We start from the raw sequence: 20,940 nt of genomic DNA on the forward strand, positions 1-20,940 counted from the left end.
GACGCCGGGGGAACGGGCGCGCCGGAATTTGTTCGGCATCTTTCGCATCGACCGCCCGCACTCGCCGGCGTCGAGCACCCCACCTCCCCGAATATTTAGTTAGGCTATCTAAGCGATGGACGACGAGAGACTGCATGAGACCGCATCCGAACTGCGTCTTGCCACGTTCCGCCTCGCCCGCCGGCTGCGTTCAGTGCGGGCGGTGGACAGCCGCAACACCGCGATGAGCGACGCACAGCTCGCCGTGCTGGCGGCGCTGCGCGCGCACGGGAGGCACTCGCTGACGGCGCTCGCCGACCGCGAGCGCGTGACCGCCCCCACGATGAGCGCCGTGGTGACCGGGCTCGAGGAGCAGGGCTATGTCACGCGGATCCCGGACGACCAGGACCGCCGCCGCGTGCACGTCGAGATCACCGCTGCGGGCGAGAAGGTCGTCACCGAGACCTTCGAGCGGCGCACGCGGCTGATCATGACCGAGATCACCGAGCTCGACCTCACGGACGACGAGCTGAGGGTGCTGCACGAGGCGAGCATCCTGATGCGGAAGCTGGCCGAGCTGTGAGCCAGATGTTCCGCTCGTTCGGGGCGTTCAACTACCGGATCTGGTTCTTCGGCGCGATCATCTCCAACATCGGCGGCTGGATGCAGTCCACCGCGCAGGACTGGGTGGTGCTCACCGAGCTCACGCACAACGACGCCACCGCCATGGGCGCCACGATGGCCCTGCAGTTCGGGCCGCCGCTCGTGCTCGTCGGGCTCACCGGCCGCGTCGCCGACCGCTTCGACCGGCGACGCATCCTGCTCGTCACGCAGTCGACCCTCATGGTGCTCGCCCTGTGCGTCGCCGTGCTGCTGCTCACCCACGTCATGACGCTGCCGCTCATGCTCGTGTTCGCCGCGTGCTTCGGCGTCGCGAACGCGTTCGACGCCCCGGCCAGGCAGGCTTTCGTCTCCGACATGGTCTCGATGGAGAACGCCTCGAACGCGGTCGCTCTGAACTCGGCGTCGTTCAACATGGCGCGCCTGATCGGCCCCGCGGTCGGCGGCCTCGCCATCGTCGCCCTCGGATCCGGCTGGGTGTTCGTCGCGAACGCGGCCACCTTCCTGGCGATGATCGTGGCGCTGCTGCTCATCCGCACCAGGGAGCTGCTGCCGCGTCCGAAGAACCCCCGGGCCGGGGGTCTCATCGTCGGCTTGCGCTATGTGCGCAGCAGGCCGGATCTGATGGTCGTGTTCGTCATGGTGTTCCTCATCGGCGCATTCGGCATGAACTTCCCGATCTTCGCGTCGACCATGGCGCTCGAGTTCCACAAGCAGGCGGACGGCTACGGCGTGCTCAGCTCGGTGCTCGCGATCGGCTCCCTCACCGGCGCGCTGCTGGCGGCGCGCCGCGATCGGGCCAGGGTTCGGGTGCTCATGCTCGCGGCCGGCGGGTTCGGCGTCGCGTCGCTCGTCTCGGCGCAGATGCCCACCTACGTCGCCTACGCGATCACCCTCGTCTTCGTCGGCTTCTCGACCGTGACGATGCTGACGACCGCGAACGGCTATGTGCAGACCACCACGGACCCGGCCCTGCGCGGACGCGTGCTGGCGCTGTACATGGCGGTCGTCATGGGCGCGACGCCGATCGGGGCGCCCATCGCCGGCTGGGTCGCGGACGCGTTCGGCCCGAGGGCGGCGATCTCGGTCGGCGGTGCGGCGGGTCTCGTGGCCTTCGCGATCGGCGCGGGCTGGATGATGTACTCCGGCCGTCTGCACCGGCGGGAGGACGCCCGCTTCCTGCTCGCCCTGGACGAGACGCGCCCCCTGCGGGTGGTCGAGGCGATGCAGCGTGCGGTCACGCCGCCGATCACCAGCGCCACCACGCCGATCCGCACCGAAGCGGGCGGATCCGGCAGGCCCGTCTCCGGCGGTGCGAACGGATCCGGCCCGGAGGACACGGACGCGTGAGCGCCGACGGAGGCCTCGACGACATGCGCGCCCGCCGCTCGCTGCTGCCCGCCCTGGGCGCGCTCTCGGCGTTCGGCCCGCTGTCGATCGACCTGTACATCCCGGCCCTTCCGCAGCTGGGGCGGGACCTGCTGACGACCGAGGCCCTCACGCAGGTGACGATGAGCGCGTGCCTGATCGGCATCGCCGTGGGGCAGCTGCTGTGGGGTCCGGTCAGCGACCGGTACGGTCGCCGCCGTCCGCTGCTGTGGGCGGTGGCCGCCTTCGCGCTGTGCTCGTTCCTGTGCGCTGCGGCGCCGTCGATCGAGCTGCTGATCCTCGTGCGCCTGCTGCAGGGGCTGTGCGGTGCGGCCGGGCTCGCGATCGGGCGCGCGGTCGTGCACGACGTGTTCCACGGGGCGGAGGCGACGGCCGCCTTCGCCGCCCTGACCGCCATCGCGGGAGCCGCACCGGTGCTCGCGCCGCTGATCGGCGGCGGCCTGCTCGCGTTCACGGACTGGCGCGGCCTCTTCCTGGCGCTCGGGGCGATCGGGCTCGCGCTGCTGCTGACGGCCGCCCTGTGCGTGCCCGAGACCCTCGCCACCGCCCAGCGCACCACGGGCGGGCTCGGCAGCGATCTGCGCGGCCTCGGCGCCGCCCTGTCGAACGCCCCGTTCATGGTGTTCGCGATCACGCTGGGGCTCGCCACGGGCGGCTTCTTCACCTATCTGCAGATGTCGTCGTTCGTGCTGCAGCGCGAGTACGGGGTCGGAGCGCAGGGATTCGCCGTCATCTTCGCGGTCAACGCGGGCGGGATCATGCTCGGCGCGTGGATCAGCCGGCGGGTGGCGCGCGGCTCGTCCCGGTCGGCCCCCGACGGCGCCCATGCCGGGATCGCGCGACGACGGCGAGACTCCGGACGCCGGCTCGTGCTCTGGTCGCTCTCGCTCGGCACCGTCGCCGCAGCCGCCGTGCTGCTGAGCGCGCTCCTGCACAGCCCCCTGCCGTGGCTGCTCCCTCCCCTGTTCCTGCTCGTCTCACTGCACGGCGTGAACAACCCGACGCTCACCGCGCTCGCTCTGTCCCGCATCACGCGCGGAGCCGGATCCGCGTCCGCCGTGCTCGGCACCCTGGCTGCGCTGCTCGGCGCCCTGGTGCCGCCGCTGCTGTCGCAGGCGGGGGTGTCGGCGACGCTGATGGGCGCGACTATGCTCGTCGCATTCGCCGCCGCCCTCACCGTGCTGGCTCTCACCGGACGTGTCACGCGCACCGGCGAGTGAGCCCCGTCCGGACGGCCGGACCCGGACGCGGACCGGATCCCGCGAACTTCTTACGAATCCGTGATCTCCGCGCCGTCCGCCCGCGCCGGGTTCCTACGCTGAGGACATGAACGGATCCGCCTGGGGCGTCAGGGCGCGCGCCGCGGCGGCGGGGCTGGCCGCCGCGCTGCTCGGCATCGGCGCGGGCGAACTCGTCGCAACCCTGGTGGCGCCGCAGTCGAGCCCGTTCGCCGTCGTCGGCGGCGTGCTCATCGACGCGGCTCCGGCGTGGGCGAAGGACACCGCGATCGCCCTGTTCGGCACGGGCGACAAGGCGGCGCTGCTCACCGGCATCGCGATCGTGCTCCTCGCCGCGGCGGCCGCGCTCGGCCTCTGCGAGCGGCGCTGGCGGCACCTCGGCGTCGCCGGGTTCGTGGTGCTCGGCGCCGCGGTGTCCCTGCTGGCGCCGCTGCGGGCCGGCGCGGCGACGCTGTCGTGGCTGCCCGCGCTCACGGCGGGGATCGTCGCGGCCCTCACGCTGCGCGCGCTGATGCGGCGCCTCCCCGAGCGCGAGAGGCCTTCCGCGGGGACCGCGCCCGAGAAGCCCTCCGAGGGGACCGCGCCGCAGCACGCCCGAGCCGCAGCCACACTCCCCGAGGGCACGTCCCGCCGCCGCTTCCTCGCCGGGACGGGCGCGGCCGCGGCGCTCGGCATCCTCGCGACGGTCGCGGCCACGGCGGGGCGAGCAGGGTCCGTCGCGGTCGCCACCGTGCGCAGCGCCCTCCGCCTGCCGAAGCCGGCCGTGCCGGCACCGGCGATCCCCTCCGGCGCCGCACTGCACGTCGACGGGCTCAGCCCGCTGATCACCCCGAACGCCGACTTCTACCGCATCGACACCGCCCTTGTCGTGCCGCAGGTGGATCCGGCGCGCTGGCGGCTGCGGATCCACGGCATGGTCGCCCAGGAGGTGACGCTCACCTGGGACGAGCTGCGCGCGCTGCCCCTCGTCGAGTCGGCGGCGACGCTGTCGTGCGTGTCGAACGAGGTCGGCGGTGACCTCGTCGGCAACGCCGTCTGGCTGGGCTATCCGATCCGCGAGCTGCTGGCGCGGGCGCAGCCGTCGGCCGGCGCCGACATGGTGCTCTCCACCTCGATCGACGGCTTCACGGCCGGCACCCCGCTCGAGGCCCTCACCGACGACCGCGACGCCCTGCTCGCGATCGGCATGAACGGCGAGCCGCTGCCCCTCGAGCACGGCTTCCCCGTGCGGATGGTGGTGCCCGGCCTGTACGGCTACGTCTCCGCGACGAAGTGGGTCACCGACCTGGAGGTGACGCGGTTCGATCGCGCCACCGCCTACTGGACCTCGCGCGGCTGGTCCGACCACGGACCGATCAAGCTCGAATCGCGCATCGACGTGCCCCGGGCCGGGCAGGCGGTGCGCGCCGGCGAGACGACGATCGCGGGGGTCGCCTGGCAGCCGCACGTCGGCGTCTCGGCGGTGGAGGTGCAGGTCGACGACGGTCCGTGGCAGACCGCGGAGCTCGCGCCGGCGATCTCCGCCGACACCTGGGTGCAGTGGCGGGTGCCCTGGCGCGCCGCCGCGGGGCAGCACACGCTCCGCTGCCGCGCGACGGGCGCCGACGGCACCGTCCAGACCGCGACCGTCGCTCCCCCGGCCCCCGACGGCGCGACGGGCTGGCACACGGTCGGCGTGACGGTGAGCTCCTGACCGCCCGGCGCCACCCGCCGCTCCCCCGCGCGAATCCTCACGGAATCCATACGCTTCACTTCCTTCACGAATTCGTGAAATCGGCGTAGCATCGCCGCCATGAACACGATCATCCGCACCGACGGCCTCACCAAGCACTACGGCCGCGTGCATGCGCTCGACGGACTGGACCTCAGCGTCGACGAGGGCCAGGTGCACGGCTTCCTCGGCCCGAACGGTGCCGGCAAGTCCACCACGATCCGGATCCTGCTGGGCCTCGCGCGCAAGACGGGCGGATCCGCGACCGTCTTCGGCCAGGATCCCTGGCACGATGCGGTGCAGATCCACCGGCGGGTGGCCTACGTCCCCGGCGACGTGAGCGTCTGGCCGAACCTCTCCGGCGGAGAGGCCATCGACTTCCTCGCGCGCCTGCGCGGCGCCCGCACGAAAGATACGGCCTATCGCACCGAGCGGGAGCGCCTGACGACGGCGTTCCAGTTCGACCCGCGCAAGAAGGGCCGCGCGTACTCGAAGGGCAACCGTCAGAAGGTCGCGCTCATCGCGGCGTTCGCCGTCCCCGCCGATCTCTACATCCTCGACGAGCCGACGAGCGGACTGGATCCGCTCATGGAGGTCGTGTTCCGGGACGAGGTGCAGCGGATCCGCCGCGGCGGAGCCACCGTGCTGCTGTCCAGCCACATCCTCTCCGAGGTCGAGCTGCTGTGCGACCGGGTCAGCATCATCCGCGCAGGGCGCATCGTCGAATCGGGAACCCTGCAGGAGCTGCGCCACCTCACCCGCACCGAGGTGTCGTTCGAGGCGGCGGACGCTTCCGCCCTCGCCGGCATCCCCGGCGCCCACGACGGCACGCTCGACGACGGCCGGGCCCGGTTCACCGTCGACAGCGACGACATCCCCTCGGTGCTGCCGGTGCTCGCGCAGCGCAGCGTCGCCGGGCTGCGCATCGAGCCGCCCTCTCTCGAAGAGCTGTTCCTGCGGCACTACGGAGACGACCTCGCCGCCCTCCGTGCCGCCGAGGACGCAGGGTCGACGGGCGGCGGGACCCGCGCGTCCCGCCGCGCCGCCATCAAGGAGTCCTGATGCTCGCCACACTGCTGAAGCAGCGCCTGCGCCGAGACTGGCTGCAGCTGCTGCTCTGGATCCTCGCGACCGTGCTCATGGCGTACGCGGGCTTCGCGGGCGTCACCCAGTCGTACGCCACCCTCAAGGACCGTGTCGAGGTGCTGGCGGCCGTGATGGCGAACCCGGTGATCATGATGTTCCGCGGGCTCCCCTCGGGCGCCTCGGAAGGTCAGTTCCTCTCCTTCGAGATCCTGCCGTGGCTGACGATGCTCGCCGCCCTCATGAGCACCTTCCTCGCCGTCCGGCACACCCGCGGCGACGAGGAGGCAGGCCGTGCCGAGCTCGTCGCGGCCACCGCCGTCGGCCGGGCGCTGCCGACCATCGCGACGATCGTCCACGGCGTGGCGGCGAACCTCGTGCTCGGCGTGCTGGTGGCCCTCGCGCTGCTCGGCTCGAAGCTCGAGCCCGCCGGATCCTGGCTCATGGGCGCGACGTCCGCGACGACCGGGATCGCCTTCCTCGGGATCGGGCTCATCGCCGCGCAGCTCATGCGCACCTCGCGCGGTGCGAACGCCCTGACGGTGTGGATCCTCGTCGGCACGTTCCTGATCAACGGGATCGGCAACGTCGCGGGCACGCCGAGCGACGACCTCACGCGCATCAGCAGCTCCGGGCTGGTGTGGGCCTCGCCGTTCGGCTGGGCCGAGCAGGCGCGCCCCTACGACACGAACGACGGGTGGCCGGCGCTCCTCGGCCTCGCGTTCGGCCTCGCGCTCGCGGTGGTCGCCGTGGCGCTGCAGTCGGCGCGCGACATCGGCGAGGGCTTCGTCCCCGCGCGCCCCGGCCGGGTGCACGCGCGTCCGGCGCTGTCCTCCCCGCGCGCCCTCGTCTGGCGGCTGACGAACGGCGCCATCGTCGGCTGGGCCGTCGGCGGCGCGCTCACCGGCATCCTGGCGACGAAGCTCTCCGGCCTCGCGGGCCAGATCTCCGGGCAGAACCCCGCCGTGCAGCAGCTCCTGGAGAAGATCGGCAAGGCCGGGAACCTCGAGGAGACGGTGGTGTCGGTGTTCTTCACGATGCTCGGGATCCTGGCCGCCTGCGCCGCCGTGCAGATCGTCGCACGAGCCCGCCAGGAGGAGGCGCACGGCACCGCCGAGATCGTGCTGGCGCAGCCGGTGAGCCGGGTGCGGTGGCTGGCCGACCACCTGCTCGTGGCGGCCGCCGCGATCGCGATCGTCGTGGCCGCCGCGATGCTCGCCGCGTACGCCGGCCTGGCCGGCAACGCGCACGCGTCGTCGCTCGCTCGGGTCGTCACCGTGGTCGGACTCGGGCAGGGCCTCGCCGCCTGCGTGTTCATCGTGCTCACCGGGCTCGTCTTCGTGCTGCTGCCCCGCGGCACGATCGGGATCGCGTGGGCGCTCGTGCTGCTGGCGACGGTGTTCGGGCTCTTCGGCCCGCTGTTCGGGCTGCCCGAGTGGACCACACGGTTCTCGCCGTTCTCCGTCGCCCCGATCGTCACCGACGGCGACACGGATCTGCGCGGCACGTGGTGGCTGTTGCTCGTGGTCGCCGCGGGGGCGGCCGCGTCGCTCGCCCTGATGCGCCGTCGCGAGCTCCAGACCGCGGGATGATGGGGTCATGAACGCGCACGCTCCGGAGCCGCCCGTGCACCACGGCGTGGACGCGGCGGAGGAAGCTGCGGCGATGATCACCGCCGTCGGCTTCCCCCGCATGCCCGGCCGCGTGATGATGGCGCTCATCGCCGCCCCTGCGGAGGGGTACAGCGCGGCGGATCTCGCGGACAGGCTCGGCATCAGCGCCGCGGCCGTGTCGGGCGCCGTCCGCTATCTCCAGACGATCCAGGTCATCCGCCGCGTCTCGCGCCCCGACCGCCGCCGCGACCACTACGTCATCATCCCCGACACCTGGTACGGGCTGATGACGAACAACGGCCCGATCTACGAGCGGCTCGCCGCGCACATCGAGGCGATCGGCGCGGAGCACGACGACGACCACGCGGCGCGGGGGCGCGCCGCCGAGATGGCGGAGTTCTTCCGCTTCATGGCGCGCCGGATGCCCGAGCTCGTCGATGAGTGGGAGGCCTTCCGGGCGGAGCACCACCCACCGGCCTGACCCGGTCCCGCCTGCCGCGTGCCCGTTCCCCGGATTGCCCCTCCGTCCGGTGTGCCGGCCGTCCCGGGCGGGCGCGGGGCCGGGTGCGGCCATGCCGCGATGCGGTGCCGAAGCCGGGCGCGGCCCGCACGGCGCACCGCCTCCCACGCCGAGACCCCCACGTGACGTCGAAACCCCCACGCCGCAGCGACTGCGTGTGGGGGTTTCGACGCGCCGCGGGGGTCTCGGCGAGATCGGGCGGGCCCTACCGAGCCGGCGCCCGGCCGCGGGGTCAGCCCTCGAGCACCAGGCGGAGCTGCTCGAGCGCCCAGTCGAGCTCGGTCGCGCGCACCACGATGGGCGGCGCGATCCGGATCGTCTGTCCGTGCGTGTCCTTGACCAGCACCCCGCGATCGAGGAGCCTCTCGGCCACCTCGCGTCCGGTCCCGCGGGTCGGGTCGATGTCGACGCCCGCCCACAGCCCGGCGACGCGCACCGCGGTGACGCCCTGGCCGATGAGCGACTCCAGGCCCTCGCGCAGATGCTCGCCGAGCGCCTTCGCGCGCTCCTGGAACTCGCCGGAGGACAGCATCTCCACGGCCCGCAGCCCGACGGCCGCGGCGAGCGGATTGCCGCCGAACGTGGATCCGTGCTCGCCGGGGCGGATCACGCCCAGCACGTCCTCGTTCCCGACGACCGCCGAGACGGGCAGGATCCCGCCGCCCAGTGCCTTGCCGAGGAGGTAGAGATCGGGCACGACGCCCTCGCGATCGCAGGCGAACGTCTCGCCCACCCGGCCGAGGCCGGACTGGATCTCGTCCGCGACGAACAGCACGTTCCGCTCGTCGCAGATCTCGCGGATCCGGCGCAGGTAGCCCTCGGGCGGGATGATCACGCCGCCCTCGCCCTGGATCGGCTCGATCAGCACCGCGACGGTGTCGTCGGTGATCGCCGCGGCGATCGCCTCCGCGTCGCCGTAGGGCACCGCGTCGAAGCCCGGCGTGAAGGGGCCGAAGCCGTCGCGAGCGGACTCATCGTCGCTGAAGCCGACGATGGTGGTCGTGCGACCGTGGAAGTTGCCCTGCGCGACGATGATGCGCGCCGCGTCGGGCCGCACGCCCTTGACCCGGTATCCCCAGGCGCGCGCGACCTTGATGCCGGTCTCCACGGCCTCGGCGCCGGTGTTCATCGGCAGCACCAGGTCCTTGCCGCACAGCTCGGCCAGGGCGGCGGCGAACGGCTCGAGCCGGTCGCTGCGGAACGCCCGGCTGGTGAGCGCGACGCGCCCCAGCTGCTCTTCGAGCGCCGCCACGAGAGCGGGGTGGCGGTGGCCGAAGTTGACCGCGGAATAGGCGGCGAGCAGGTCGAGGTAGCGCTTGCCCTCGACGTCGGTCACCCAGGCGCCCTCGCCGCGCGCGATGGTCACGTCGAGCGGCGCGTAGTTGCGGGCGACATGGGGCTCCGTCGAGGAGGCGGCCGAGTCGGCCGTGAGCTCTGCGGCGGCTGTCACTTGGCACCGCGCAGTTCGAGGGTGCAGCACTTGATGCCGCCGCCGCCGAGCAGCAGCTCGCTGAGGTCGACGGTGAGCGGGTTGTAGCCGCGCTCGCGCAGCTGCTTCTCGAAGCCGGTGGCACGCGGCGAGATGATGACGTTGTAGCCGTCGCTCGCGGAGTTCAGCCCGAAGACGGCGCCGTCCTCGTCCGAGACCAGGATCGCGTCCGGGAAGCGCTCCTCGAGGATCGCCCGGCTCGCGTCGTCGAAGGCGTGCGGCAGGTAGGCGATGTTGGCGCTCGCCGGTCCGCCGTTCTCCTCGCCGACGACCGGATCCAGCACCGTCAGCGCGGTGTCGAGGTGGTAGAAACGCGGGTCGACGAGCGTGAGCGTCACGACCTCGCGGCCGAACACCTCGCTCACCTCGCGGTGGCTGTCGCCGGCCGAGCGGAAGCCGGTGCCGGCGAGGATCACGTCGCCCGCGAGCAGGAAGTCGCCCTCGCCCTCGTTGATCTCCTTCGGCAGCACGGTGTCGAAGCCGTTCGCGCGGAACCAGTCGGCGAACGCCGGGGCCTCGCCCTGGCGCTGCTCGTAGTAGAACGAGGGCACGTAGGCGCGGCCGTCGATGACGAAGCCGCCGTTGGCGGTGTAGACCATGTCGGGGTAGCCGGCGAGCGGCTCGATGAGCTCCACCTCGTGGCCCAGCTCGAGGTACAGGTCGTAGAGCTTCTGCCACTGCGCGACGGCCTTCGCGGTGTCGGTCGGGTTCGCCGGCTCCATCCACGGGTTGATGCTGTAGTTCACCGTGAAGTGCTCCGGCTTGCACATCAGGTACCGGCGGTGGTGCGCGGTGCGGGTGGGCGTGGCGGCCGTGGCGGTCTCGGGCGTCGACATGAGGCTCCTCAGAATCTCCGGTAGCGGCGGACGCTGTCCTCAGGCCCGGCGGTCCTTCGATCCGTTGTGCGGAGAAGATGCGACACGGGCACGCCGCCGTCCATTGTCGCACCCGAGCCTGAGCGTGGCCAGATCGCCGGGCCGCTCAGATGACCTCGGCGCTCCAGTCGTCCGGGTTCCCGTAGCGGTGGGCGGTGATCGCGATCGCCTGCTCGTGCAGGAACGGCAGCAGCTCGATCCGCCCGGCCGTGGTGACCTCGCCCGCGAAGATCGCGAGATCCGGATCCCCCTGCACGGCCTCGGCGAGCGCGGCGTGCAGGGCCGCCACGTCGTCGGGCGCCCCCACGATGCGCACCCGGTCGGCGCGCGGCAGCGGCCGGGCCTCGTCGCCGGGCTCCGCCTCGCTCTCCGTCGGCTTCGGCGAGGGGAGGCGAAGGGATCCTTCGGGATCCGGCACCGGCGGGGCGGTGAAGCGCTGGATCCACTGCGCGTCGGTCTCGACGAAGACGGTGACCCCGGCCTCGCCCAGCACGCGCCGCACCGCGGCGGGCAGGCCGACCGGGGACGAGAGCGTGAACGCGCCGCCGCCGCGGATCGCCGCGATCGCCACACGCAGCAGGGCGCGCAGGGGGGCTTCGCCGGTCGCCCTCACGGCGACCGGAACGGGGCGGTAGCGGAAGAGATTGCGCTCCACGCCCAGTCGCGACACGTCCCGCACCCGCCCGAACTCGCGGTCCCAGGCGAGCGCGTCGGAGAGCGCCGCGCGGCGCAGCCATTCGAACGCGGTGTAGTCGAGCGACGGCTGGGCCGACTCGATCAGGGCGGTGATCCGCGAATCGAGTCCGCGCAGGTGCAGCGTGGTGGATCCGCTGCCGCCGGTGTCCCGCCACGTGCCGAGGCCGAGGAGGTGGTTGGGGCCGCCCGCCTTCGCGCCGCCGCCGACCGAGGAGCGCTTCCAGCCGCCGAACGGCTGGCGCTGCACGATGGCGCCGGTGATGCCGCGGTTGACGTAGAGGTTCCCCGCCTGCACGCGGTCGAGCCAGAGCGCGAGGTCGTCGGGGTCCTGGGTGTGCAGGCCGGCGGTGAGGCCGTACTCCACGGCGTTCTGCAGCTCGATCGCGCGGGCGAGCGTGGGCGCGTGCATGATGCCCAGCACGGGGCCGAAGAACTCCTCCCGGTGGAAGCGCGACCCCGGCTGCACGCCGATCCGGATCCCGGGGCTCCACAGCCGGCCACCGGATCCGGGCACCTCCTGCGGCTTCAGGAGCCACTTCTCGTCCGGCCCGAGCTCGGTGAGCGCCCAGAGCAGCTTGCCCTGCGGGGGCTCGATCACGGGGCCGACCTCGGTGCGCGGATCGTCGGGCCAGCCGACGTGCAGGGACCGGGTCGCGTCGAGCAGCTGCCGCGCGAAGCGCTGCGAGCGCCCGATGGGTCCCACCAGGATGGCGAGCGACGCCGCCGAGCACTTCTGCCCGGCGTGCGCGAAGGCGCTGCGCACGAGATCCGCCACCGCGAGGTCCAGGTCCGCCGACGGGGCGATCACGAGCGCGTTCTTGCCGCTGGTCTCGGCGTGCAGCGGCAGGTCGTGCCGCCAGCTGCGGAACAGGGCCGCCGTCTCGAAGGACCCGGTGAGGATCACCCGGTCGACGTCGGGGTGGGCGATGAGGTCGCGGCCGAGGTCCGCCTCGGAGATGTCGACGAACGCGAGCAGGTCCCGCGGGATGCCCGCGTCCCAGAGCGCGGCGGTGATCACCGCCGCCGAGCGCCGCGCCTGCGGGGCCGGCTTGAACACGACGCCGGATCCGGCGGCGAGCGCGGCGAGCACCCCGCCGGCGGGGATCGACAGCGGGAAGTTCCACGGCGGCGCGACGACGGTGAGCCGGGACGGCACGAAGGCGGCGCCCGGCACGGCGTCGAGCTCCCTCGCCCGCGCCGCGTAGTAGCGCGCGAAGTCGACGGCCTCGCTCACCTCGATGTCGCCCTCGGAGAGGATCTTGCCGGTCTCTGCGGCGGCGACCTCGATGAGCTCCGCCCGGCGGGACTCGAGCACGGTGGCGGCGCGGAGCAGCACCTCGCCGCGCTCGGCGGCGGGGCGGGATCCCCAGTCCGCGGCCGCGACACGGACGCGCGCGACGATGCGGTCGAGCTCCGCGGGGTCGGTGACGAGGGCGCTGCGAACGAGCCCCTCCCCGGCCGTGCTGCCCTCGATGCGCGCGAGGATCCCGCGGGCCCACTCCCGGTTCGCGGGGAGGGACGGGTCGCTGTCGGGGGTGTTGCGGAAGCCGGGGGCGCCGGCGGCGACCGCGGAGTCGTCCTCGCGCGCGGCGAAGACGGCGGTCTCCACGAACGTGTCGCCGGGGTCGACGGCCTCGGCGATGCCCAGCACCGCCTGCGTGAGCGCCGCGGCCTCGGTGTCCGGATCCGTGGTGAGCGCCGCCGACTCGTGCACGGGGGCGAGACGGTTCTGCCGGCGGCGCGGACCGGTCGGCAGCCCGGGGTCGGCGGAGCGCTCGAGCGAGAGCGCGAACCGGTTGATCTCGCGGTCGAGCAGGTCGGGCTCCTCGTGCAGGCGGAACGCCGCCGAGAGGAAGTTCTCCTTGGACGCGTTCTCCTCGAGCCGCCGCACGAGGTAGCTGATGGCGACGTCGAACTCGCGCGGCTTCACCACGGGCACGTACAGGAGCACGTGCCCGACCTCGCGGCTCACGGCCTCGACCTGCCCCTGCGCCATGCCGAGCAGCATCTCGAACTCGAGGGGCGCGGAGGCGGATCCGGGCGCTCCTCCCGCCGGGCCGTCCGTGCCGTCGAGCGCGACCGGGTCGGGCCGCACGCCGCGGTCGCCCGCGAGCAGCCAGGCGTAGGCGATGTCGAAGAGGTTGTGCCCGGCGACGCCGATGCGCACCGCCCGCACGGATTCGGGCGTGAGCGCCGCGTCGAGGCAGCGCAGGTAGTTCGCGTCGGTGTCGATCTTGGTGTCGTAGGGCGCGGGCGTCCATCCGTGCAGCGCGGCCTCGACGCGCTCCATCGCGAGGTTGGCGCCCTTCACCAGCCGCACCTTGATCGGGGCGCCGCCGTGGTCGACGCGGTCCTTCGCCCAGGCGGTGAGCTCGCGGAGCGCCGGAAGCGCGTCGGGCAGGTAGGCCTGCAGCACGATGCCGGCCTCGAGGTCCTTCAGCCGCGGATCCTCCATGATGCGGGTGAACACCGCGATCGTGAGGTCGAGGTCGCGGTACTCCTCCATGTCGAGGTTGATGAAGGTCGGGACGGAGCCCGCCCCAGGCGCCGCGGCCGTGAGGTAGAGGGGCATCAGCCGCGCGGCGACCTGCTCGACGACCTCATCGAACGCCCACATCGAGATGCGGCTCACCACCGACGACACCTTCACCGAGACGTAGTCGACGTCGTCCCGGCGGATCAGCTCGTGGATCCCGTCCAGGCGGCGCTGCGCCTCGTCCTCGCCGAGCACCGCCTCGCCGAGCAGGTTGAGGTTGAGCCGCGCGCCGCCCGCGCGCAGCTTCGCGATCGCCGGTCCCAGCTTGGCGGGGCGGGCGTCGGCGATGAGATGGCCGACCATCTCGCGCAGCACGGTGCGTGCGATCGGCACGGTCGGAGCCGGGAGGCCCGGGGCGACCAGACCGCCGGCGCGCACCGCGGCGCGCAGGTACCAGGGCAGGAATCCCGGCACGAGCGGCGCCACCCGGTGCAGGCCGGACGCCGCGGCGCCGAGGCTCTCGGGGCGCATCACGTCGTCGACGAAGCCGAGCGTGAACGACAGGCCGTGCGGATCCCGCAGCACGGCGGCCAGGCGCTCCGCTGCCGGATCCGCCTGCGACTGGGCGGCCTCGTCGATCCAGCGCTGGGCGAGGGCCACGGCCTTGCGGGCGCGCTCGGTCTGTGCGGCGTGCAGCCACTGCGGCATGTGCGTGCGGTCCTCCCTCTCGCGCTGTCGGGTGGGCGCGCGAGTGCTCACTCCCAGCATGGCGCTCTCCGGCCCGCAGAAAGGGGCGGCACGCCCGCCCGCGCACCCTGAATATGCTGTACGCGTGGGGGAACGGGACGAGCCGCTGCCGGCGTCGCGCGAGGAGGCCGACGCGGCCACGCGCGCGGCATCCGAGGCGCGGATCACGGCCTGGGCCCGCAAGATGGCCGACCGCGTGCCGACGGCCTGGTTCGTCAGCGGCGCCGGCGCCGTGCTGCTCGCCTCGACGGCCGCGTTCGGGGGCCTTGCGGACGTGCCGGTGCCGAAGCCGCCGAAGCTCCACGCCGGAGAGCACTACGTCGGATCCGACCTCGACATGTCGGTGGTCAGCGCGGCCATCGGAGGCGAGGTGCGCGGCACCGGCCTCTCCCCCGCCGCCGGGCAGCGCACGCTCGTCGTCGTGCTCGACGTCACGAACGAGTTCTCCAAGCCCCGGTCCGCCTCGGCCAAGGACGCGCTCAAGGGCGTCACGGTCAAGGACGTGGCCGTGCAGGGGTTCAGCGCGGACCGCACGGTGGACGGCAGCAGCGTCTCCTTCCTTCAGCCCGGGGTGGCGACGCGCGTGCGGATCTCCTGGCTGGTGGACGCGGACGACGTCGCCCCCGGGGACGAGATCCAGGTCCTCCTGCCCGATTCGACGCACTTCGTGGGCGAGCTCTTCACCCGCGGCGACTACTGGGCCGACATCCGGACCGGCGCGTACGTCACGGTCGGCGTCGACGAGCTGCCCGCCGAGGACGAGGTGACGTCATGACCGTTCCCCCGCTCCCCGGCCCGCCCGCCGCGCCGTCGCCCGCCGCCCCTCCGCCGGCTCCGCCCCGCAGCCGGCTGCGCACGCTCGGCGTCTGGGCCCTGTCGATCGTCCTCGTCATCGCGGCATGGGGACTCATCCAGCTGCAGCAGCCCGACGACGCCCCCTACGAGAGCTTCGTCAGCCGCACCACCGTCGGCGAGCCCGCCACCACCCGCAACCTGGCGATGACCGTCACCCGCGTCCGCGCCGCCCATGCGGTCTCGGACGGCCGGCGCTGGCGCGCCGACGGCACGTGGCTCGTCGTCGATTTCGACGCCGCCGCCGTCGTGGACCAGTTCGGAGCCCTGCTGGCCACCTCGAACCTGCACCTCGGCGACCGCACGTACTCCGCCACGGAGCGCGGCGAGAGCGCCCGGAACATGGTGCTGGTCACGGGCGTCCCGCGACACGGGAGCATCGCCTTCGAGGTGCCGCCTGGATCGCTGGAGGGCACCGCGACCCTCGAGTTCGCGGTGGACTACGACACGGACGCCGACGGCGTGATCGAGGTCGTGGTCGATCTCGATCAGGTCGCGATGCAGAACGAGGTCACCCTCGATCCGGAGGGGTGGGCACGATGACGGACGACGCGACCCCCATCCGGCGGGGTTGGTGGCGCAGCAACCTCCTCAGCCTCGGCGTGCTGGCGGTGCTGCTGCCGGCGACGGTACTCGGCATCGGCTGGTGGAAGTGGGATCACGCGTTCCCCGGCTCGGGCCAGCCGGTCTGGGCCGTGGAGCCCGGGAAGTCGGGCACCGTGGAGCTGCAGGGCGCGACCTGGGGCCCGGTGCGCTCCAAGGAGGTCGCCGACACCTCCGGACTCGACATGCCCCCGAACGCGAAGCTCATCCTCGTCGGCGTTCCGGTGGATCCGACGGGCGACAAGGGTCCGGGGTGCTGGTCGCCCAAGCTGGTCCAGAAGAGCACGGGGCGGGTCTGGCTGTCGGCGCGCACCGAGCTGGGTCTGCTGTGGAACGACGACGAGCCCGAGGACTGCGTGCCGACGTTCGAGGGCGAGAAGGCCGAGCGCTACGAGCTGGTCCTCCCCTACGTCGTCCCGGACGATGTGGAGGGCCCGTTCTGGGTCGATCTGGAGCCGCTCTCCGCGAAGTCGAAGTACGTACGCTTCAGCATCGATCCCTGAGTCCGGCGACCCCGGTCAGGCCGGCGGCACGGCCGGCGGCACCGGCGCGCCGGGCGGCAGTTTGGTGGTCCGTGACGACGCAGGCTCGCGCAGGGCAGCGCTGGGCAGCGCCCCCGCGGCTGCGGTGATCGCCGCGGCGTCGACCTCGTCCTCTGTCGCGGGCGCGGCCGCATCGCTGCGCGCCTGCTGCGCGCGGCGCAGCATCCCGAACGTGGTGTCGTAGGCGCCGGCCACCACGGCGAGGCGGATCGGCTCCATGATCAGCGGCGGGATCAGGAAGATCACCGGCCAGTACACGTTCCAGAAGAGATCGAGGTCGTGCGGTCCGATCCAACGGCTCACGCCGTAACGCAGCCAGGACTGCGCCACGACGACGACCGTGTAGAGCAGCGCGTACGACGCGATGATGAGCGGCCCGGCGCGCCACATCAGCAGGATCGCGCGCCAGATCGGGAGGAAGCGCGATCCGAGTTCGGCGCCGAGGTCGCGCAGCCGTCGCATCACGGGGTTGGGCACCCGCGCGACCCGCTCGTGCATCTGCACGATGAGCCGGTGCTGGATCTGCAGCTTCTCCGCCACGATCGCCTGCCCGTAGACGACTCCGGCAACCGTGAGCCAAGCCAGCGGCGCGAGGAGCACCGGCCCCGCCTGGCCGAGCAGCCAGCCGATGCCGTCGCCGAGCCAGACGAGGGGAGGCAGCCAGCCCGCGAGCGTCGCGCGGACCTCTCCGAGCCACGCCACGGCCGCCCGCGTGTCGATCCAGGCGGTCACGGCTTGCGTGACGTCCTTCAGCAGCAGCACCGAGAAGAAGACCCAGATCACTTCGCAGTAGACCGCGGCGAGCGCCATCGCACGCGGCAGCCGGTTCGACCAGCGTCCCCATGCCCAGCGGGCGGCGAACGCGCCGACGATGATCAGCACCGTCCACACGTTGAACGACAGCTCGAGCACGTTGTCGCCCGGGTCGAAGGTGCGGTCGGTGCCGAGGGTGGCCCTGATCTCCTCGGTGTTCTTCGCGAGCGCGCGCAGCCCGTAGGTCTGGATGTCCTCGCGGAGCAGGCCCTGCGCGGCGTACACCGCGAAGAAGGGCAGGATGCTCGCCAGCAGAGCCGTGAGGAAACTGCGCCGCCGTTCCGCGGCCGTCTCGGGCACCGGCGCGACGCTCTGCAGCGCACGCAGGCCGTCGCGCATGACGAGCAGCATCCCGACCAGGCTGATGAGGCGCGCGAGCACGGCGATCGGGAGGATCAGCAGCCCGCCGACCGACGTGTACGCGCCCACGACGCCGGCGACTTCGTTCACCGCGTAGTGCACGAGGATTCCCGCGAGATACCAGGCCAGCAGCGCAGGCCACCGCATCCACAGCACCCGGCCGGTCGTCCGCAGTATCGCCCCCACGCGCTCAGATTAGCGCGCCCGCCGCGCTTCCCGGGGCCGCGGTGCGATTGCTTCCCGAGCGCCGCGGCCGGTCAGTCCCAGATGCTCGGGGCCGGCGCCTTGGTGGGCGGCAGCGCCGAGGCGGCGGCCCAGTCGTGGATCCAGTCCTCGACGCCCGGCACGTCCTCCGGACGACCCAGCGCCCCGAAGAACTCCTCGTGCGAGACGGTGCCTCCGGTGCGGCGCAGCATGCGCGCGCGCACGATGACCTTGGCGTACACCTCGCCGGCGACCACGGCCCTGTGTTCCATGAACAGCGCCTTGTCGTCGTGGCCGATGAACCGCGACTCGATGTCGAAGCGCTGCCACAGCTCGAGCGACTTGCGGAACGTGATCGTCTCGCTCGAGACCACGGCGTACCACCCGCGCTCCTTCATGGCGTCGAAAAGCCCGGTGCGGATCAGCAGATCCCATCGGCCGAGGTCGAACAGCGACAGGTACCGGCCGTTGTTCATGTGCCGGAGGATGTCGATGTCCGTCGGCAGCGTGGTGAGGCGGATGCGGCCGACGGCGGTCGGGGCGAGGCTCTGGCCGCAGCGGGCACGACGGCGGGCGGACAGGATGACGAGCATGGTGCGCCAGATCACGTTCACAGCAGGAGCGTAGTGAATCCGGCACGGATCACGAGGATCGCTTGTCGGATCTCCACAGAGCGTTCGAGGCGCGAAACGCGCCTGAAATGCATGTCGCCGCTCGATTTCGCGTCAGCGCACGGCACGCGTAGAGTCGCGAACATGAGCGCCGAAGCCCTTCCCACCGTCACCGTCCGGCCCGTTCGCGATGTGGATGCCGAAGCGCTCGGCCGCGTGCACGCGAAGTGCTGGCACGAGACCTACGACCACCTGATCAGCACCGCCACGCTCGAGGCCGTGTCGCCCAAGCGCCTGGCGGAGCTGTGGACGCACTGGGCGTCCCAGGGCGAGGAGTACCGCATGAGCGCGGCGCTCGTCGACGGCGAGATCGTCGGGTTCGTGGGCTCGGGTCCCGCCCGCGACGACAACCCGCCGGCCGAGCGCGAGCTCTACTTCATCTACCTCCTCGATGCCTGGCACGGCACCGGCATCGGCCAGCGGCTCTTCGAGGCCGCCGTCGCCGCCGGCGAGCGCTGCTACCTGTGGGTCGCCGAGGACAACCCCCGCGCACACCGCTTCTACGCGCGCAACGGGTTCACCCTCGACGGCGCGTCGCAGCAGGAGCCGTTCCTGGGCGAGACGATCAAGGAAGTCCGCTTCGTCCGCTGAGTCGCCCTCCTCGGCCGAAACCCCCGCACACCGTCGAAACCCCCTCCGAGCTGCGTCGCTCGGAGGGGGTTTCGGCGTGTGGTGGGGGTTTCGGGATCGGATCCGGTCCCGCGAGGGCGGGGGCGGATCCGGCGCGGTCAGCGGCCGGAGACCTGGCCGAACAGCTTCGCGATGGGGGCGAGCACGAGCGGCCGCGCGGCGATCCAGCCGCCGGCGATCACGGCGAGCGACAGCAGGAACACCCAGAACCCGGTCCAGGTCACCGCATCCTGGGCGGCGAACATGTGGTTCAGGTTGCGGAGCATCCCGGTCAGCAGCACCAGTGCGACGTGCACCACGATGAACGCCACGAAGAAGAGCATCGTCGGGAAGTGCAGCGCGCGGGCGACCTCGATCGGGTAGGCATTCGAGAGGCCCTCGGCCTTCTTGGGCCACAGCCCCGACATGCGGAATCCCGTGGCGATCGCGACGGGCGCGGCCAGGAACACCACCGTGAAGTAGGCGAGCTGCTGCAGGCTGTTGTAGTTCACCCAGCCGTTCTCGGTCGGCCAGTCGAACGAGACGTACTGCAGCGCCGCCGACAGCGCGTTCGGGAAGACCTCCCAGCTGGTCGGCACGAGCCGCATCCACTGCCCCGTGACGAACAGCAGCACGATGAACACCACGCCGTTGAGGATCCAGAGCAGATCCAGCCCCTGATGGAACCACAGCGTGAGGCTGATCTTGCCCTTCGGGTTGCCGCGCGGCGTCCAGAAGGCGGTCGGCCTCTTCTCGCTGCGCACCCGGAGGCCGGAGCGGATGATCAGCGTCATCAGGAACACGTTGAAGAAGTGCTGCCAGCCGATCCACGCGGGAAGGCCGACGGGGGCGCCGGCGGGCAGGTGGTACTCGCCCGGGTACGTGGTGAGGAAGTCCTGCATGAACGGGAGGCTGAGGAACGCGCGCACGATCGCGATCCCCGCGCCGGCCAGCACCGCGAGGCCCGCGGCGGCGAACAGCCCTCCGATCGCCTGAGGCCAGGTGGGGCGGAGCTTCGAGGGAGCAGGCTCGGCGGACACGCGGCGCGGAGCGGAGCCGTTCCACACGGTGCGGGTGAACGGCAGAGGGGCGGACACGTCGGGACGACGCACCATCGCGCTCGCCGCCGCGGAAGTCGCCGCCGCCGTGGTCGCCGGCTCTGCGGTCGCGGGCTCAGGGATCGGCGCGGCGCTCGGCGCGGCCGGAGCAGCCTGTTCGAGGACCTCGGACACCGCGGCGGGCGCCGTCGACGCACGCACGGACCCCGCGGGCGGCCACGGATCGCCGCCTGCCACGCGCGGCAGACCGCGGCGCAGAGAGGTTCCGGGAGCCGTGGCACGCTCAGCCGAGGGGAGATCGGGAGCGGAGGCGGCGGGCGCAGCGGGGGTCGCGGCCGGAGCGCTGGACGAGGCCTGCGGAGCCTCCGCAGTGCGCGCGGCGTCGGCCTGCACCACCGGCGCGGGGACGCTCGCAGCGCCTCCCGGCACCGCGACACCGGCCGGGGGCCACGGCTCGCCTCCGCTCACCCGCGGCAGTCCCCGGCGGAGGGGGGATCCGCCCGCTGCCGCGCCGGATCCCTCGCGAAGCCGATCCGCCGACGCCGAGACCGTCGTCGCCTGTTCCGCGACTTTCGGCGCGACGTCCTCCCCCACCGATGTCACCACCGACGCAGCAGAGAGGGAACCCCCCGCTGCGGGGGCGCTCGGAGCAGCGGAATCCACCGCGACGGATCGCTCATCGCCGGATGCGGCGTCGGCGGACGCGAGCGCATCGGACGCGACCACGCCGGCGGGCGGCCAGGCGTCCCCGCCCGGGGTGCGCGGCAGTCCCCTCCGCAGAGTGGCCATGG

The 20,940-nt window shown here is 72.7% G+C and carries 17 protein-coding genes; 11 read left to right on the top strand and 6 right to left on the bottom strand.

The window, feature by feature from the left end:
- The first annotated feature begins 115 nt into the window (after positions 1-115).
- From NFX31_RS14745 to NFX31_RS14775, 7 genes are all read left to right on the top strand, one after another.
- Complete coding sequence (locus NFX31_RS14745) at positions 116-562, top strand: MarR family winged helix-turn-helix transcriptional regulator (RefSeq protein WP_045249195.1); 447 nt, start codon at positions 116-118, stop codon at positions 560-562.
- A 5-nt stretch (positions 563-567) separates the two neighbouring features.
- The gene (locus tag NFX31_RS14750) at positions 568-1,950 is read left to right on the top strand and encodes an MFS transporter (protein WP_262957219.1); all 1,383 of its coding nucleotides are present in this window, start codon (positions 568-570) and stop codon (positions 1,948-1,950) included.
- Complete coding sequence (locus tag NFX31_RS14755; RefSeq protein ID WP_091479893.1) at positions 1,947-3,209, top strand: Bcr/CflA family efflux MFS transporter; 1,263 nt, start codon at positions 1,947-1,949, stop codon at positions 3,207-3,209. Before NFX31_RS14750 ends, NFX31_RS14755 begins: the two co-directional genes overlap by 4 nt.
- Positions 3,210-3,315: 106 nt before the next feature.
- Complete coding sequence (locus NFX31_RS14760) at positions 3,316-4,920, top strand: molybdopterin-dependent oxidoreductase (protein ID WP_091479898.1); 1,605 nt, start codon at positions 3,316-3,318, stop codon at positions 4,918-4,920.
- A gap of 99 nt (positions 4,921-5,019) precedes the next feature.
- Entirely contained in the window at positions 5,020-6,000 is a 981-nt protein-coding gene (locus NFX31_RS14765; RefSeq protein ID WP_211256010.1) for an ABC transporter ATP-binding protein, read from the top strand.
- A complete protein-coding gene (locus NFX31_RS14770; RefSeq protein ID WP_262956063.1) occupies positions 6,000-7,613 on the top strand; it encodes an ABC transporter permease in 1,614 nt (537 codons plus the stop codon). The genes NFX31_RS14765 and NFX31_RS14770 overlap by 1 nt, the downstream gene beginning before the upstream one ends.
- Positions 7,614-7,620: 7 nt before the next feature.
- On the top strand, positions 7,621-8,115 hold the full coding sequence (locus NFX31_RS14775) for a GbsR/MarR family transcriptional regulator (RefSeq protein ID WP_045249192.1): 495 nt from the start codon (positions 7,621-7,623) through the stop codon (positions 8,113-8,115).
- A gap of 271 nt (positions 8,116-8,386) precedes the next feature.
- Here the strand turns inward: NFX31_RS14775 and rocD are convergent, their stop codons facing one another.
- From rocD to NFX31_RS14790, 3 genes are all read right to left on the bottom strand, one after another.
- On the bottom strand, positions 8,387-9,604 hold the full coding sequence (gene rocD / locus NFX31_RS14780; RefSeq protein ID WP_045249191.1) for an ornithine--oxo-acid transaminase: 1,218 nt from the start codon (positions 9,602-9,604) through the stop codon (positions 8,387-8,389).
- Complete coding sequence (ddaH, locus tag NFX31_RS14785; RefSeq protein WP_045249190.1) at positions 9,601-10,479, bottom strand: dimethylargininase; 879 nt, start codon at positions 10,477-10,479, stop codon at positions 9,601-9,603. Before ddaH ends, rocD begins: the two co-directional genes overlap by 4 nt.
- Before the next feature lie 145 nt (positions 10,480-10,624).
- On the bottom strand, positions 10,625-14,398 hold the full coding sequence (locus NFX31_RS14790) for a proline dehydrogenase family protein (protein WP_045249189.1): 3,774 nt from the start codon (positions 14,396-14,398) through the stop codon (positions 10,625-10,627).
- A gap of 124 nt (positions 14,399-14,522) precedes the next feature.
- Between NFX31_RS14790 and NFX31_RS14795 the strand changes: the two genes are divergently transcribed.
- The 3 genes from NFX31_RS14795 to NFX31_RS14805 are packed head-to-tail and all read left to right on the top strand — an operon-like array spanning position 14,523 to position 16,395.
- On the top strand, positions 14,523-15,212 hold the full coding sequence (locus tag NFX31_RS14795; protein WP_091479908.1) for a hypothetical protein: 690 nt from the start codon (positions 14,523-14,525) through the stop codon (positions 15,210-15,212).
- Positions 15,209-15,832, top strand: coding sequence for a hypothetical protein (locus NFX31_RS14800; protein WP_262956064.1), 624 nt, complete (start codon positions 15,209-15,211; stop codon positions 15,830-15,832). Before NFX31_RS14795 ends, NFX31_RS14800 begins: the two co-directional genes overlap by 4 nt.
- Positions 15,829-16,395 (top strand): hypothetical protein, encoded by a 567-nt coding sequence (locus NFX31_RS14805; RefSeq protein WP_156156781.1) that lies wholly within the window; start codon positions 15,829-15,831, stop codon positions 16,393-16,395. The genes NFX31_RS14800 and NFX31_RS14805 overlap by 4 nt, the downstream gene beginning before the upstream one ends.
- Before the next feature lie 15 nt (positions 16,396-16,410).
- Here NFX31_RS14805 and NFX31_RS14810 read toward each other — a convergent pair whose 3' ends face one another.
- Entirely contained in the window at positions 16,411-17,793 is a 1,383-nt protein-coding gene (locus tag NFX31_RS14810; protein WP_262956065.1) for a hypothetical protein, read from the bottom strand.
- A 71-nt stretch (positions 17,794-17,864) separates the two neighbouring features.
- Positions 17,865-18,425, bottom strand: a complete 561-nt coding sequence (locus NFX31_RS14815; protein WP_262956066.1) for an acyl-CoA thioesterase — start codon at positions 18,423-18,425, stop codon at positions 17,865-17,867.
- Between the two features lie 141 nt (positions 18,426-18,566).
- Here NFX31_RS14815 and NFX31_RS14820 point away from each other — a divergent pair, with 141 nt between their 5' ends.
- A complete protein-coding gene (locus tag NFX31_RS14820) occupies positions 18,567-19,073 on the top strand; it encodes a GNAT family N-acetyltransferase (RefSeq protein WP_045250918.1) in 507 nt (168 codons plus the stop codon).
- Between the two features lie 137 nt (positions 19,074-19,210).
- Here the strand turns inward: NFX31_RS14820 and NFX31_RS14825 are convergent, their stop codons facing one another.
- Complete coding sequence (locus tag NFX31_RS14825; protein WP_262956067.1) at positions 19,211-20,938, bottom strand: cytochrome b/b6 domain-containing protein; 1,728 nt, start codon at positions 20,936-20,938, stop codon at positions 19,211-19,213.
- Positions 20,939-20,940 lie beyond the last annotated feature (2 nt).

It is taken from the genome of Microbacterium azadirachtae (assembly GCF_025583665.1).
In the GTDB taxonomy this organism is placed as follows: Bacteria; Actinomycetota; Actinomycetes; order Actinomycetales; family Microbacteriaceae; genus Microbacterium; species Microbacterium azadirachtae.